Here is a 15,786-nt window from a genome sequence, read left to right on the forward strand (position 1 = left end):
TCTCCATTAGAACAATTACATACTCATCAGGGTATTGAGTTGCAGTATCGGTTGCAGAATGGCGAGGACGATAAACAGCACCATGCCGGCCATCGCCACTACCAGCAGGGGTTCAAACAGGCTGAGGGCCAGCTGAATTTGCGCGCTCAGATCCCGGTCCTGGTTATCTGCCGCGCGCGCCAGCATGTCGTTGAGCTCGCCGCTCTGTTCGCCGCTGGCGACCATATAGCGCATCATCGGCGGGAAAAGCTGGGTCATTTCGAGCGCGCGATGCAGGCTGACGCCTTCGCGTACCGCGTCGCTGGCGGCTTCGAGCTGGCGCTTAGCCCAGGCGTTGCTTAATACTTCCGCGCTGATGCGCATCGCCAGCAGCAGCGGAACGGCGCTGGCGTTGAGAATGCTCAGAGTACGGGCGTAGCGGGCGCTGTTAACGCTGCGCGCGACCCGGCCAATCAACGGCAGGCGCAGCAGCAGTCTGTGCCAGGCCAGCCGCTTTGCCGGCTGCCGCAGCAGGTAGCGCAGCAGCAGAGCCATGAGCATGGCGGCGAGCAGCAGCCACGGACCGGCGGCGCGCAGCATATCGCTCATCGCCATCAGCAGACGGGTAGAAAACGGCAGCGCCTGCTTAAGGTGGATAAACTGCTCGACAACCTTCGGCACCACCGTCGACAGCAGAATGACGATCACGCTGACCGCCACCAGGGTTAGCACGATGGGGTAAATCATCGCCTGCAGCAGCCGGGCGCGCAGCTGCTGGCGCTGTTCGGTGTAGTCCGCCAGCCGGTTCAGTACGCCATCAAGATGGCCGGAAGCTTCGCCGGCGGCGACCATCGCGCAGTAGAGCGCGTCGAAGCAGCCAGGGTAGCCGCGCATCGCTTCCGCCAGCGCGTGGCCTTCCAGCACTTTGCCGCGCACGCCGGCAATCAGGGTTTTCAGCTGCGGTTTCTCACACTGCTGAGCCACCGCGTCGAGCGCTTTTTCCAGCGGGATGGCGGCGGCGACCAGCGTCGCCAGCTGGCGGGTGACGAGGGCGAGATCGCGGGCGTTAGTCCGGCGGATAAAGCGCGGTTGCCCGCCGCCGGCAGCCGGGGCAATATCCAGGGCCAGCCAGTTCTTATCCCGCAGCAGCTGGCGCGCGTGGCGGGCGGAATCCGCCTGCTGGATGCCGCGCCGGGTTTTACCCTTTTCATCAACAGCCTGATAGCGAAAAAGCGCCATGTCAGGAGGCCTCCGCGATCTGCTGTTCGGTGACCCGCAGGACCTCTTGCCAGCTGGTGATCCCCGCCAGCGCCTTTTCCCGCCCGGCATGGCGTAGGGTGACATAGTCCGCTCCTAGCTGTTGGATCAGCGTCACCTCGTTTTCGCCGCGGTGGATAGCCATGCGCACGCGATCGTCCACCAGCAATAGTTCGTGAATGCCGGTACGTCCTCGATAGCCGGTAAAGCCGCACTCGGCGCAGCCCCGGGGCTGCCAGAGCGCCGTGCCGGGGGCGATCTCCATCTGGCGGGCGGTATCGGCATTGGCCGGCTCCTGCTGGCGGCAGTGCGGGCAGAGCCGTCGCACCAGCCGCTGCGACATCACCGCCAGCAGCGAGGTGGAGAGCAGAAAAGGCTCGACGCCCATATCCTGCAGGCGCGAGATGGCGCCCAGCGCGCTATTGGTATGCAGCGTTGAGAGCACCAGATGGCCGGTTAGCGAGGCCTGAACGGCGATTTGCGCCGTTTCGCCGTCGCGGATTTCGCCCACCAGCACCACGTCAGGGTCCTGGCGCAAAATGGCGCGCAGCCCGCGGGCAAAGGTCATATCGACTTTCGCGTTAACCTGAGTCTGACCGATGCCCTCCAGCTCATATTCGATAGGATCTTCAATGGTCATGATGTTGCGCTCGCGGGCATCGAGGCGGCTTAGCGCGGCGTAGAGGGTGGTGCTTTTTCCCGAGCCGGTCGGCCCGGTCACCAGCACGATGCCGTGCGGGCGGGCGATCAGTCCATCTACCTGCTGGAGCAGCGCGGGCGGCATCCCGAGGGTCAGCAGGTCGAGATTAACGCTGTTTTTATCGAGCAGACGCAGCACCACGCGTTCGCCGTAGCTCGACGGCAGGGTGGAGACGCGGACATCGACGGCGCGTCCGCCAATACGCAGCGCCATGCGCCCATCCTGAGGAATGCGTTTTTCGGCGATATCAAGGCTCGCCATCACCTTAATGCGCGAGATCAGCAGCGCGGCGAGGCGGCGCTGGGGGCGCAGGATTTCGCGCAGTACGCCGTCGACGCGAAAGCGAATTTGCAGGTGGCGTTCATAGGTTTCGATATGAATATCCGATGCTTTCTCTTTGATAGCCTCGGTGAGCATGGCGTTAATCAGGCGGATGATCGGCGCATCGTCTTCGCTATCCAGAAGATCGTCGGTGTCCGGCAGCTCTTCGGCAAGGGTGTACAGATCCAGCTCGTTGCCGATATCCGCCATCATGCGCCGCGCCTCGGCGGAGTCGCGCTGATAGCTCAGCACCAGCAGCTTTTCGAACGCCTCTGCTTCCAGTCGTTCCAGGCTGAACGGCATCCCGGCCACCCGGCGAGCTTCCAGTAGCGCCTGCGGCGCGGTGGCGGCAAGGCAGAAAACCTCGCAGCTTGCGCCGTTGTTCAGGAGTATCACGTTGTGCGCGCGGGCGTAGCTGAAGGGGAGCAGCGGACGTCGTTCAGCGGCGGGCATCATAGATTGCCTCCCAGATTGAACGCGTCGATGGCGGCGCTGACCTGGCGGAACGCGGCGGTATCCTGGCGCGGGTAGATCTCCAGCAGATCGTTACTCAGCATCGCGTCGTTGTTCTCTTTGCCGCGCTGTTTGCTCTGGGCGTCGTTAAACGCGGTGTACTGCCCGGATGAAGCCTGACGGTACTCGTCTCGGTCGCGGATCACCGTTGGACGAATAAACAGCATCAGGTTGCGCTTGGAGACCTTTTTGCTGGTGGAGCGGAACAGCGCGCCAATCACCGGGATATCGCCGAGCAGAGGGACTTTATCGGCGGTGTCGGAGACGCTTTTATCCAGCAGGCCGCCGACGACCACCGTTTCGCCGCTGCCGACCAGCACGGCGTTATTCACCGTACGGGTATTGAAGGTTGCGCCGAGATCCGAACTGGTGCTGGAGGCGGCATCCGCCACGCTCGATACCTCCTGTTCGATCTCCAGCAGGACCGAATCGCCTTCGTTAATTTGCGGCTTTACCTTCAGCTTGATGCCGACGGTCTTACGCTCGACGGTATTGAAGATGTTATCGCCGGAGGTGGTTTGCGAGCCGGTCAGCACCGGGACTTCCTGGCCGACGTTAAAGGTGGCCTCCATGTTGTCGAGGGTGACAATGCTCGGTGTCGCGAGAATATCGTTCTTGGTGCTGCTTGAGAGTGCGGTGAGCAGCATTGCCCAGTTGCCCTGGTAGAAGCCGGCGGCAATGCCGTTGAAGGAGCTAAGGGCGCTGGCCAGGGAGCTGCTGACGGTGCCGTCTTTGTTGTACTGGTTGGCCCCGGCGATGGCCGTAGATATTGGCAGACCGCTGTTGGTGAACTGGGTCATCCCGGCGTTTTTATTGGCCCACTGGATGCCGAGGTTAAGACCGTCAGCGTCCTGCACTTCGGCGATGATCGCCTCCACCAGCACCTGTGGACGGCGGATATCCAACTGATCGATTACCCGTTCAAGATCGTTCATCACGTCAGGGGCGGCGGTGACAATCAGGGCGTTGGTCTGTCCGTGCGCTTTGATAATAATATTTTTATCCAGCGCCGCCACCGGCTTCGCGGCCTGCTTTTCGCTCTGCATCGTGCTGCTGATGCCGGTCAGCACTTCGACCAGGTCGGCGGCTTTGGCGTATTTCAGATAGATCACTTTGGTGTTGCCCTGCGTCGCCTGTTGGCGGTCGAGCTGCTTAATCATGGCGACGATCCGCTGGCGCGAGTTGGGCTCGCCGCTGACCAGCACCGCGTTGGTGCGCTCGTCGGCCACCACGTTGGCGACCATCGAGCCGGGCAGGGCCGATTTGCTGGTATCTTTGTTGAGTTCAGTCACCAGCTTGACCACATCGGCGGCGGAGGCCCATGAGAGGGGAACTGTCACCACGCTGCGGTCTCCGGCGTTATCGACGCGTTCGACGATGGTCAACAGACGCTTGATCACCGCCGCGCGGCCGGTCATCAGCAGGACGTTGGAGGGTTCATAGTGCACCACGCTGCCCGCGCCGGCGTTATCGTTAAGCTGGCGCAGCAGCGGCGCGAGATCGCGGGCGGCGACGTTAGTCAGCGGCACGACGCGGGTGACGACCTCATCGCCAGTACCCGGTGCGGCATCGCTCGCCACCGGCACCGCGGCGGTTTTCGCATCCTTCGAACGAACGACTTTCAGGACGCCGTTATTCATATTAATCACCGCGAAGCCATAGACATCGAGGACGCTGAGGAAAAATTGGTAATATTGCTCTTCGTTGAGCATATCGTAGCTACGTACGGTAATGGTGCCGCGTACGCTGGGATCGATAATGACCGTTTTATTCAGGTTTTTACTGACCGTATTGATAAATTCCTGAATATCGGTGCCTTTAAAGCTGGCGGAAAACTCTTCCGCCGCGGCCGGTTTGAATATCAGCGCGGCGAATATCAGCAGCGTCAGGAAAAATGGGCGGGTAATGTTGGTGATGATCAATTATTCATCCCTCAGATCTAGAGAAATATCTTGTTTCTGGCCGTCGCGTTCAACGGTAAGGGTTATTTCGGTTAATTCCGGTAGCTGAGCTAATGCCTGGCGAGACTGTTCTTTATCGCGGAGATCCAGGCCGTTCAGGGCAATCGCCAGATCGTTTTCCTTGAGACCCGCCTGGCGAAATAACGCCGGTTTTTTTCCCGCATTCAGGCGATATCCGCTGAGCTTGTCGTTGACCATGACCGGCGAAATATTGAGGTAATGAAGAATATTTTGCGGCTGCGCGCGGAGCTCCTGCGCCAATTGGCCGGCTGGCGGCGCGGCGCTATTTTTGCCGGCGGCGGGCGGGTCGTTAAACAGCGGGATAGCCTCATTTGTGCCGCGGTAATTAACAATCAGGCGGTCGGGGAAAATGGCGACAATTTTCGCCTCTCCGCCCGGCGTATTATCGCCAATCCCGAGGCTAACCTGTTGATTCCCCTGCATCATGATAGCAATGGCGCGAGAGGGATCGGTACTGGCGAGCAGGCCGGTTACGCGCAGTTTGAGCGCCGAAACGGGCGCCTGCTCGAGGTTGTCGCCGTTTGCGGAGGAGGGCGTTTTCTCCGCCACGCCAAATAGCGTAAAGCGCGGCAGTGCCTTTTCCGGGGAGGGCGCGGCGGGCACCGTCGTATCGGCAGAGCTTAATGCGTTATCCGTAAAGTTTACCGGGAGAATTATTTTCCAGGTTAATTGGGCGAGCTGCTGGCAGATAAAAAATAATATGATGAACGTCACAATATGAGGCACGTAATTAATTATTTTTTTATTTGATATTGTTAATCTCATCACGGAATTAGGCATTTTTATTCCTTTGCTCATTCTATTTCCCTCAGTAAAAGGTACCGCCCTACCGATATTGGTGGGGATTTTTTTTATGGTGAGCGTGCTTATTGCGGGAATCTGCGTAGGTCGCTGCGAATGATAAAGAGTTTGGCTATTGCGGTCGTCATTCCCTTTTTATTTTTTCTCCTCCGGCCGCCTACGCCCCCACACAATGAGCGAACGGATGATTGAACCGGAGAGAGCAAGAATATCTAATTATCGACGCTTTAAAGATATGCTCGTTATTTTTTTATGGTGCTTAAGTGCGCCAGGAATAGTTTCGCGTATATATCACTTCATATAATTTAATCAGCATGTATAGGGACTATCGAATGCTCAGATATACCCGTAATGCCCTGGTTCTGGGATCGCTGGTTTTACTTAGCGGCTGCGATAACGGATCCTCTTCTTCTTCCTCTGGAAATCCCGACACTCCTGGTAATCAGGATGTGGTTGTACGTTTACCTGACGTTGCCGTACCCGGCGAAGCGGCCACGGCGGCAGAAAACCAGGCGGTCATCCACCTGGTGGATATTGCCGGCATCACCAGCAACAGCGCGGCGGACTACAGCAGCAAAAACCTCTATCTGTGGAATAACGAAACCTGCGATGCGCTCAGCGCGCCGGTAGCGGACTGGAATGACGTCAGCACCACCCCGAGCGGCAGCGATAAATATGGCCCGTACTGGGTTATTCCGCTCAACAAAGAGAGCGGTTGTATCAACGTCATCGTTCGCGACGGCACCAATAAACTGATCGATAGCGATCTGCGGGTGGCGTTTGGCGACTTCACCGATCGTACGGTATCGGTGATCGCCGGTAACAGCGCGGTCTATGACTCCCGCGCCAACGCTTTCCGCGCCGCTTTTGGCGTCGCGCTGGCCGAAGCCCACTGGGTCGATAAAAATACGCTGCTGTGGCCGGGCGGACAGGACAAGCCCATTGTGCGCCTCTACTACAGCCACAGCAGTAAAGTGGCGGCGGATGGCGAAGGCAAATTTACCGACCGTTACCTGAAACTAACGCCGACTACGGTCAATCAGCAGGTCAGCATGCGTTTCCCGCATCTTTCCAGCTATGCGGCTTTTAAGCTGCCGGACAATGCGAACGTTGACGAGCTGCTGCAGGGCGAAACGGTCGCCATTGCCGCCGCAGAGGACGGGATCCTGATTTCCGCCACCCAGGTGCAGACGGCGGGCGTCCTGGATGACACCTATGCCGAAGCGGCGGAAGCGCTGAGCTACGGCGCGCAGTTGACCGACGGCGGCGTCACCTTCCGCGTCTGGGCGCCGACCGCTCAGCAGGTGGATGTGGTGGTCTACAGCGCGGACAAAAAAGTGATTGGCAGCCATCCTATGGCCCGCGACAGCGCTTCCGGCGCGTGGTCGTGGCAGGGGGGCAGCGATCTGAAAGGCGCGTTCTACCGCTATGCGATGACGGTTTATCACCCGCAGTCGCGCAAGGTTGAACAGTATGAAGTCACCGACCCGTATGCGCATAGCCTGTCGACCAACTCGGAGTACAGCCAGGTGGTCGATCTCAACGACAGCGCCCTGAAGCCTGACGGCTGGGATAGCCTGACGATGCCGCATGCCCAGAAGACAAAAGCGGATTTAGCGAAGATGACGATCCATGAATCGCATATTCGCGATCTCTCCGCCTGGGACCAGACCGTTCCGGCCGAACTGCGCGGTAAATATCTCGCGCTGACCGCCGGCGACAGCAATATGGTACAGCATCTGAAGAAGCTCTCCGCCTCAGGCGTCACGCACATCGAGCTGCTGCCGGTCTTCGATCTGGCGACGGTGAACGAGTTCAGTGACAAAGTCGCCGATATTCAGCAGCCGTTCAGCCGCCTGTGCGAAGTGAACAGCGCGGTGAAAAGCAGTGAATTCGCCGGATACTGCGACAGCGGCTCCACCGTGGAGGAGGTGCTGAACCAGCTCAGGCAGAGCGATAGCCAGGATAATCCGCAGGTACAGGCGCTGAATACGCTGGTGGCGCAGACCGACTCCTATAACTGGGGCTACGATCCGTTCCACTACACGGTTCCGGAAGGATCCTACGCGACCGATCCGGAAGGCACGACGCGCATCAAAGAGTTCCGTACCATGATTCAGGCGATCAAGCAGGATCTGGGGATGAACGTGATCATGGACGTGGTATATAACCACACCAATGCCGCGGGTCCGACCGACCGCACGTCGGTGCTGGATAAGATAGTGCCCTGGTACTATCAGCGTCTGAATGAAACCACCGGCAGCGTTGAATCCGCCACCTGCTGTTCCGACTCTGCGCCGGAGCATCGGATGTTCGCCAGGCTGATTGCCGACTCGCTGGCGGTATGGACCACGGATTATAAAATCGATGGTTTCCGCTTCGATCTGATGGGCTATCACCCGAAAGCGCAAATTCTCTCGGCGTGGGAGCGCATTAAAGCCCTGAATCCGGATATCTACTTCTTTGGTGAAGGCTGGGATTCAAACCAGAGCGACCGCTTTGAAATCGCCTCGCAGATCAATCTGAAAGGCACCGGTATCGGGACGTTCTCCGATCGTCTGCGCGACTCCGTGCGCGGCGGCGGCCCGTTTGATTCCGGCGATGCGCTGCGTCAAAACCAGGGCGTTGGCAGCGGCGCTGGCGTATTACCAAACGAGCTCACCAGCCTGAACGATGATCAGGTCCGTCATCTGGCCGATCTGACCCGTCTGGGGATGGCCGGTAACCTTGCTGACTTTGTGATGATCGACAAAGACGGCGCGGTGAAGAAAGGCAGCGAAATTGACTATAACGGCGCGCCTGGCGGCTATGCCGCAGATCCGACGGAAGTCGTCAACTATGTTTCGAAGCACGACAACCAGACGCTGTGGGATATGATCAGCTATAAAGCGTCCCAGGAAGCCGACCTGGCGACCCGCGTTCGCATGCAGGCCGTTTCGCTGGCGACGGTGATGCTCGGGCAGGGGATCGCTTTCGACCAGCAGGGTTCTGAACTGCTGCGCTCGAAATCCTTTACCCGCGACTCCTACGACTCCGGCGACTGGTTTAACCGTGTGGATTATTCCCTGCAGGACAATAACTACAACGTTGGTATGCCGCGCATCAGCGATGACGGCAGTAACTATGACGTGATTTCGCGCGTCAAAGATATGGTTGCCGCTCCGGGCGAAGCGGAGCTGAAGCAGATGACCGCCTTCTACCAGGAGCTGACCGAGCTGCGTAAATCCTCGCCGCTGTTCACCTTAGGTGAGGGCAGCGCGGTGATGAAGCGCGTTGATTTCCGTAATACCGGTTCAGACCAGCAGGCCGGTCTGCTGATTATGACCGTGGATGACGGGGTGAAAGCGGGCGCCAGTCTGGATAGCCGTCTTGACGGCCTGGTGGTGGCGATCAACGCTGCGCCGGAAAGCCGTACGCTGAATGAGTTTGCCGGTGAGACGCTGCAGCTGAGCGCGATCCAGCAGGCGGCGGGCGAAAATTCGCTGGCTCACGGCGTGCAGATTGCCGTAGACGGCGCGGTCACCCTGCCGGCATGGTCGGTGGCGGTGCTGGAAATGCCGCAGGGCGATGCTCAGGGTGCGGGGCTGCCGGTCAGCAGCAAGTAAGACCTTAACCTCCCGGCCCGCGGCGTACAAACCGCGGGCCGGGATGGCGTGTCCTGATTAAGGAGAAATCCGTGCTTGTTCGTGAGCAAGAACCGTACCCGCCGTCCAGTCCCCCGGCGGGGGGCGGGAAAATGGTGCAAATTCCCTGCGTGACCGTACCGCTGTATGCCGCGCTGCTGATTGCGCTCGGCTGGTTTGGCGGCGAGCAGTGGCGGAATAAACCCGTCCCGCAGCCGATAACGCAGCCGGTAGCCCATGCGGCGTTAGTGCCGCTGAATCAACCGGCGGTCAAAACTGCCGTCAAGCCGGTTAAAGCCGGGCCAGAAACGCAGGCCCTTGCGGAGGCGCCGATCGATGAAGATCATCTGCCGCCTCTGCGCTACAGCGCGCACGTCTACGCCACCCTGGCGGAGAAACGCAGCATTGTATTAAACGGACAATCCTGGAAGGAGGGCGACTCGCCGCTGGCGAATCTGGTTATCGAGCAGATCCAGCAGGATCTCACCGTCTTTAGCTTCAACGGTAAAACGTTTACCCTCGCGGCGCTGGATGACTGGCCGGGCGGGACGATTGAGGAGAGTCCGCAGGAAGAATAAAAATAGCGCGAGCGGAATTAAAATAATCGCTATTTATTGCCGCGCAGGCTATCAATAAATGGCGCCAGCTGGCGATTAAACTGGCTGCATTTTGTGGCTTCCGGGGTACTATCCTGCTGGAGCTGTTGATATAGCTGCGCGCTGCGCTGGCTCAGCAGATTATCATCAATATTTGCCCATCCGCGTTTTTTACCGACGTTTATTGCCGCACGGTTAATTGCGTCATCGGCAGGCAGATCGCTGCGGTTGCATTTATTCTTCAGATAGCGCGCCCCGGCGGCGACGGAGGCAAGCTGCTCAAGCTGAGCCTCACCGCTAACCGCAGGACTCAGGGTTGTCTGACGATTTTGCTGACAGCCTGAGAGCAGGGCAACCGCCATAAGCGGAAATATAATAAAGTTGCGCATAATCTATTAAGCAGAAAAATTAATTGGCTGACAGTTTAACAAATATTTTTCGGCAGTCATCAGAAAATCTGCCAAATTATAAATGTTAAGTGGCTCGCGTTTTTATCATTGCGCTCTTTTAAATCTCATTTTCTTTCATCTGGGTCGTTTCTGTTTTCCGGCGGAAATAATATTTTCCGGCCTAACTGCTTCGGTTTTTTTCTGCGGCCGGCAGAACGTTACGGGCGCACATTTTTATGTTGTTAAAAAACATCACAATTTCCCTGAGGTTGCCCGGCGAGGATGTAAAATGCTGGTTAAGAATGTCGCGGTTTAGTGCTATCCTGTATTCCCTGGACAATCCGTTCCGTGTCCCGAATAATTCTGTCGATGAAGCGTGTAACAATGTGATTTGTATGGTGAATTTTTAAAGTGAAAATCATGCGAGCGACATGATAATGCGTCGCGCAGTCCATAAATGGTTGCCTGAAAAACAACACCTTCGGGCGGCAATTTGAGAGATTTCTTCTTTCCCCCATCCGGGGAAACATTGAGAATCAGGCCTTTACGCCTGTAAGTTGCGGAGAAAAAGCATGGCGGGAGATGACCGCGAGCCGATCGGACGTAAGGGGAGACCCTCGCGCCCGGCAAAACAAAAGGTAACTCGCCGTCGGGTTCGGGAAGAGGACTACGACGACGATTACGATGATGACTATGAGGATGAAAAACCGATGCCGAGGAAAGGAAAAGGCAAAGGCGGTAAACCCCCTCGTCGTAAACGCACCTGGCTGTGGCTGCTGATTAAAATTGGGGTCGTCTGTGCGGTATTGATTGCCGCCTATGGCGTCTACCTTGACCAGAAAATCCGCAGCCGCATTGACGGGAAAGTCTGGGATCTGCCCGCGGCGGTTTATGGCCGGATGGTCAACCTTGAGCCGGATATGCAGATCAGCAAAAACGAAATGGTGCGCCTGCTCAACGCGACGCAGTATCGCCAGGTGAGCGCGATGACGCGTCCGGGGGAATATACGGTACAGGCCAACAGTATCGAGATGATCCGCCGTCCGTTCGATTTCCCGGACAGTAAAGAAGGCCAGGTGCGCGCGCGTCTGACCTTTAATGGCGATCGTCTCGACACCATCGAGAACATGGATAATAACCGCCAGTTCGGTTTCTTCCGTCTCGATCCGCGCCTGATCACCATGCTGCAATCGGCTAACGGCGAACAGCGTCTGTTTGTGAAGCGCAACGGCTTCCCGGATCTGCTGGTGGATACTCTGCTGGCGACGGAAGACCGCCATTTTTACGAACACGACGGCATCAGCCTTTACTCCATTGGCCGTGCGGTGCTGGCTAACCTGACCGCCGGTCGTACGGTGCAGGGGGCGAGTACGCTGACCCAGCAGCTGGTGAAGAACCTGTTCCTCTCCAGCGAACGTTCGTACTGGCGCAAGATTAACGAAGCCTATATGGCGCTGATCGTCGATGCCCGCTACAGCAAGGATCGTATCCTTGAGCTGTACATGAACGAGGTGTACCTCGGTCAGAGCGGCGATAACGAGATCCGCGGCTTCCCGCTGGCGAGCCTCTATTACTTTGGTCGTCCGGTGGAAGAGCTCAGCCTCGATCAGCAGGCGCTGCTGGTGGGGATGGTAAAAGGCGCGTCGGTTTACAACCCGTGGCGTAACCCGAAGCTGGCGCTGGAGCGACGCAACCTCGTGCTGCGTCTTCTGCAGCAGCAGCAGGTTATCGATCAGGAGCTGTATGACATGCTCAGCGCGCGTCCGCTGGGCGTACAGCCGCGCGGTGGGGTGATCTCTCCGCAGCCGGCGTTTATGCAGATGGTGCGTCAGGAGCTGCAGGCGAAACTGGGCGATAAAGTCAAAGATCTCTCCGGCGTGAAGATCTTTACCACCTTCGATTCCGTGGCGCAGGATGCGGCGGAAAAAGCGGCGATAGAGGGTATTCCGGCGCTGAAGAAACAGCGTAAGCTACCGGATCTGGAAACCGCGATGGTGGTTGTCGACCGCTTCACCGGCGAAGTACGGGCGATGGTCGGCGGGGCGGAGCCGCAGTTTGCTGGCTATAACCGCGCAATGCAGGCGCGCCGTTCGATTGGCTCGCTGGCAAAACCGGCGACCTATCTGACCGCGCTAAGTCAGCCGAATCAGTATCGTCTCAATACCTGGATCGCCGATGCGCCTATCTCGATTCGTCTGTCTAACGGCCAGACATGGTCGCCGCAGAACGACGATCGTCGCTACAGCGAGAGCGGGAAGGTGATGCTGGTTGACGCGCTGACGCGTTCAATGAACGTGCCGACGGTGAATCTCGGGATGGCGCTGGGCCTGCCGGCGGTGGTTGATACCTGGACTAAGCTGGGCGCGCCCAGGAATCAGCTGAATGCGGTTCCTTCTATGCTGCTGGGGGCGCTGAACCTGACGCCGATTGAAGTGGCGCAGGCGTTCCAGACCATTGCCAGCGGTGGCAACCGCGCACCGCTGTCAGCGCTGCGTTCGGTGATCGCTGAAGATGGTACCGTACTCTATCAAAGCTATCCGCAGGCGGAACGGGCGGTACCGGCGCAGGCGGCTTATATGACGCTCTGGACTATGCAGCAGGTGGTGCAGCGCGGTACCGGTCGTCAGCTGGGCGCGAAGTATCCGGGCCTGCATCTGGCGGGTAAAACCGGGACCACCAACAACAACGTTGATACCTGGTTTGCCGGTATTGACGGCGGTCAGGTGACCATTACCTGGGTGGGACGCGATAATAACCAGCCGACTAAGCTGTACGGCGCCAGCGGCGCAATGTCGATTTACCAGCGCTATCTGGCTAACCAGACGCCGACTCCGCTGGTCCTGACTCCGCCGGAAGATGTGGTGGATATGGGCGTCGATAGCAGCGGTAACTTTGTCTGTAGCGGCGGCATGCGTTCGCTTCCGGTATGGACGACCTCGCCGGACGCGCTTTGTCGCCAGGGCGAACTGATTCAACAGCAGCAGCTCCAGCAGCAGCAGGCGAATAATCCGTTCAATCAGTCCGGGCAACAGCCGCAACAGCAGCAAAATCAGCAGCAACCGCCGAAGCAGGAGAAGAGCGATGGCGTAGCGGGCTGGATTAAAGATATGTTCGGCGGTAATTAACTCGTCGTTGCATCCTGAAAGCCGGCGCCTTGTTGGTTGAGTGGGTGCAGGAATAGTGGCCCTCTAATACCTCAGTATTAGAGGGCCTTTTTATATCTGTAAATTAATTAACAGCCTTATAACCCCACAATTACCGTCTGGTTATTTATTCATCCTTTGATAGCCCGCAGGGGGCATATTTCTTGCCTTGCCGCGCTCGTTTCGCCTATTATGTCAGCCGTTATAATAATAATTCTCGTTTACGTTATCATTCACTTCTATCAGAGATATACCCATGGCGCGTCTTAAAACTGCTCAGCCAAATCACTCGCTGCGTAAAATCGCAGCTGTAGTAGCCACGGCGGTTAGCGGCATGTCTGTTTATGCACAGGCGGCAGTTGAACCGAAAGAAGAAACCATTACCGTAACCGCCGCTCCGGCTCCGCAGGAGAGCGCCTGGGGACCGGCAGCGACCATCGCGGCGAAACATTCGGCTACCGCAACAAAAACCGATACACCCATCGAAAAAACGCCGCAGTCTATTTCCGTGGTGACCCGCCAGGAAATGGAGATGAAGCAGCCAACGACGGTCAAAGAAGCGCTGGCCTATACCCCAGGCGTATTCTCGACCCGCGGCAGTTCAACCACCTATGATGTGGTGACGATTCGTGGTTTCACCACGTCAACAACGGTGAATACCAACCAGTATCTGGATGGGATGAAGCTGCAGGGTAATAACTATTCTGAAGTATCGATGGACCCTTATTTCCTCGAACGTGTTGAGGTGATGCGTGGGCCAACGTCGGTGCTGTACGGCAACAGCAACCCTGGCGGTATCGTCAGCATGGTCAGCAAGCGTCCGACGACTGAACCGCTGAAAGAAATCCAGTTTAAAATGGGTACCGATAACCTGTGGCAGACGGGCTTTGATTTCAGCGATGCCATTGATGAAGACGGCGTGTGGTCATATCGGCTGACCGGTTTAGGCCGCAGCCAGGATGCCCAGCAGCAGATGGCGAAATCAACCCGCTATGCGGTCGCTCCCTCCTTTAGCTGGCGTCCGGATGACAAAACGGACTTCACTTTCCTGAGTAATTTCCAGAGCGATCCGTATGCCGGGTATTACGGCTGGCTGCCGCGTGAAGGGACGGTAGTACCCTATTACGACGCCAACGGTAAGGCGCATAAGCTGCCGACGGACTTTAACGAAGGCGAAGCGAATAATAAGATGTCTCGCCGTCAGCAGATGGTTGGCTACAGCTTCTCGCATCAGTTCGATGACACTTTCACCGTGCGTCAGAACCTGCGTTATGCCAACGTCCATACTCTGTATCGTTCAGTCTATGGCAACGGATATACGCCGACAGGCAAAATCAACCGTGCGTATGTTCGCTCCGATGAGAACCTTAATACGTTTACCGTTGATACCCAGTTGCAGTCTGATTTCGCTACCGGCGCGGTAGGGCACACCCTGTTAACCGGCGTAGACTATTCGCGCATGCGCAATGATGTGAACGCGGATTACGGGACGGCTTCCGCGATTGATATGCAGAACCCGCAGTATGGCAATTCAAACGTGAGCGTTAACTTCCCCTATTCAGTGCTGAACCGTATGGAGCAGACCGGTCTCTATGCCCAGGATCAGATGGCGTGGGATAAGTGGGTGATGACGCTGGGGGGCCGCTACGACTATGCGATGGCTTCAACCCTGACGCGCCCTGCGAATACCCTCGCCAAAAATCACGATCAGCAATTCACCTGGCGCGGCGGCATTAACTATCTGTTTGATAATGGTATCTCGCCATACTTCAGCTACAGCCAGTCTTTTGAGCCGGTTTCCGGATCGTCGCGGGATGGCAAACCTTTCGATGCTTCCCACGGCGAGCAGTATGAAGCCGGCGTGAAGTACGTACCGAAGGATATGCCGGTGGTGCTGACCGCCGCGGTATATCAGCTGACCAAAGATAAAAACCTGACGGCGGATCCGAACAACTCCTCATTCAGTATCCAGACGGGCGAAATCCGCTCTCGCGGGATTGAGCTGGAGGCGAAAGCGGCGGTTAATGCCAATATTAACGTGACGGCTTCTTACACCTATACGGATGCTCAGTACCAGCACGACACCACCTTTAACGGCAAGCGCCCGGCAGAAGTCCCGCGCAATATGGCCTCGCTGTGGGCAGATTATACTTTCCACGAAACCGCGCTTAGCGGCCTGACGGTGGGCGCCGGTGCTCGCTATGTCGGTTCAACGGTGAGTTATTACAAAAACGATACTTCGACCGGGAAAAAAGACGACTCCTTCAACGTCGCGGGCTACGCGTTAATGGATGCCACCGTGAAATACGATCTCGCGCGCTTTGGTTTGCCGGGCTCGTCGATCGGAGTCAACGTCAATAACCTGTTCGATCGTGAATACGTTTCCAGCTGCTACAGCGAATACGCATGTTACTGGGGCGCTGAGCGTCAGGTTGTGGCGACCGCGACTTTCCGTTTCTAACCACTTAACGGGCGCGGTTCG

Annotated in this window: 9 protein-coding genes; 4 read left to right on the forward strand and 5 right to left on the reverse strand. The window is 57.4% G+C overall.

Translation table 11 applies throughout. From position 1 onward, the window contains the following. Nucleotides 1–15: 15 nt before the first annotated feature. Genes gspF through gspC form a run of 4 tightly spaced genes read right to left on the reverse strand, consistent with a single transcriptional unit; the run spans nucleotide 16 to nucleotide 5,532 of the window. Nucleotides 16–1,218, reverse strand: coding sequence for a type II secretion system inner membrane protein GspF (gene gspF, locus ABLV11_RS08785; RefSeq protein ID WP_017144958.1), 1,203 nt, complete (start codon nucleotides 1,216–1,218; stop codon nucleotides 16–18). A 1-nt stretch (nucleotide 1,219) separates the two neighbouring features. Continuing rightward, nucleotides 1,220–2,713: a type II secretion system ATPase GspE gene (gspE, locus tag ABLV11_RS08790; protein WP_126488477.1), complete on the reverse strand. Its 1,494-nt coding sequence runs from the start codon at nucleotides 2,711–2,713 to the stop codon at nucleotides 1,220–1,222. Next, nucleotides 2,710–4,692, reverse strand: coding sequence for a GspD family T2SS secretin variant PulD (gene pulD / locus ABLV11_RS08795; RefSeq protein WP_053064619.1), 1,983 nt, complete (start codon nucleotides 4,690–4,692; stop codon nucleotides 2,710–2,712). The genes gspE and pulD overlap by 4 nt, the downstream gene beginning before the upstream one ends. Next, complete coding sequence (gene gspC / locus ABLV11_RS08800; protein ID WP_126488479.1) at nucleotides 4,693–5,532, reverse strand: type II secretion system protein GspC; 840 nt, start codon at nucleotides 5,530–5,532, stop codon at nucleotides 4,693–4,695. Between the two features lie 353 nt (nucleotides 5,533–5,885). Here gspC and pulA point away from each other — a divergent pair, with 353 nt between their 5' ends. Then, entirely contained in the window at nucleotides 5,886–9,158 is a 3,273-nt protein-coding gene (gene pulA / locus ABLV11_RS08805; protein WP_126488481.1) for a pullulanase-type alpha-1,6-glucosidase, read from the forward strand. A 71-nt stretch (nucleotides 9,159–9,229) separates the two neighbouring features. Continuing rightward, nucleotides 9,230–9,754, forward strand: coding sequence for a type II secretion system assembly factor GspB (gene gspB / locus ABLV11_RS08810; RefSeq protein ID WP_126488482.1), 525 nt, complete (start codon nucleotides 9,230–9,232; stop codon nucleotides 9,752–9,754). Nucleotides 9,755–9,783: 29 nt separating this feature from the next. Here gspB and pulS read toward each other — a convergent pair whose 3' ends face one another. Beyond that, nucleotides 9,784–10,161: a GspS family T2SS pilot lipoprotein variant PulS gene (gene pulS, locus ABLV11_RS08815; RefSeq protein ID WP_004107976.1), complete on the reverse strand. Its 378-nt coding sequence runs from the start codon at nucleotides 10,159–10,161 to the stop codon at nucleotides 9,784–9,786. Nucleotides 10,162–10,733: 572 nt separating this feature from the next. Between pulS and mrcB the strand changes: the two genes are divergently transcribed. After that, nucleotides 10,734–13,286: a bifunctional glycosyl transferase/transpeptidase gene (gene mrcB / locus ABLV11_RS08820; RefSeq protein WP_004107974.1), complete on the forward strand. Its 2,553-nt coding sequence runs from the start codon at nucleotides 10,734–10,736 to the stop codon at nucleotides 13,284–13,286. Nucleotides 13,287–13,560: 274 nt separating this feature from the next. Then, nucleotides 13,561–15,765, forward strand: coding sequence for a ferrichrome porin FhuA (fhuA, locus tag ABLV11_RS08825; RefSeq protein WP_348855287.1), 2,205 nt, complete (start codon nucleotides 13,561–13,563; stop codon nucleotides 15,763–15,765). The last annotated feature ends 21 nt before the right edge of the window (nucleotides 15,766–15,786 follow it).

Origin of the sequence: Klebsiella sp. GW_Kp181, from assembly GCF_040062315.1 — a bacterium.
GTDB classification, from domain to species: domain Bacteria; phylum Pseudomonadota; class Gammaproteobacteria; order Enterobacterales; family Enterobacteriaceae; genus Klebsiella; species Klebsiella oxytoca.

What these genes read in the sequence shown, in the direction of transcription:
- pulA (WP_126488481.1), top strand. Translation starts at nt 5,886, where the DNA reads ATGCTCAGATATACCCGTAATGCCCTGGTTCTGGGATCGCTGGTTTTA.
- gspF (WP_017144958.1), bottom strand. Translation starts at nt 1,218, where the DNA reads ATGGCGCTTTTTCGCTATCAGGCTGTTGATGAAAAGGGTAAAACCCGG.
- fhuA (WP_348855287.1), top strand. Translation starts at nt 13,561, where the DNA reads ATGGCGCGTCTTAAAACTGCTCAGCCAAATCACTCGCTGCGTAAAATC.
- gspE (WP_126488477.1), bottom strand. Translation starts at nt 2,713, where the DNA reads ATGATGCCCGCCGCTGAACGACGTCCGCTGCTCCCCTTCAGCTACGCC.
- pulS (WP_004107976.1), bottom strand. Translation starts at nt 10,161, where the DNA reads ATGCGCAACTTTATTATATTTCCGCTTATGGCGGTTGCCCTGCTCTCA.
- gspC (WP_126488479.1), bottom strand. Translation starts at nt 5,532, where the DNA reads ATGCCTAATTCCGTGATGAGATTAACAATATCAAATAAAAAAATAATT.
- mrcB (WP_004107974.1), top strand. Translation starts at nt 10,734, where the DNA reads ATGGCGGGAGATGACCGCGAGCCGATCGGACGTAAGGGGAGACCCTCG.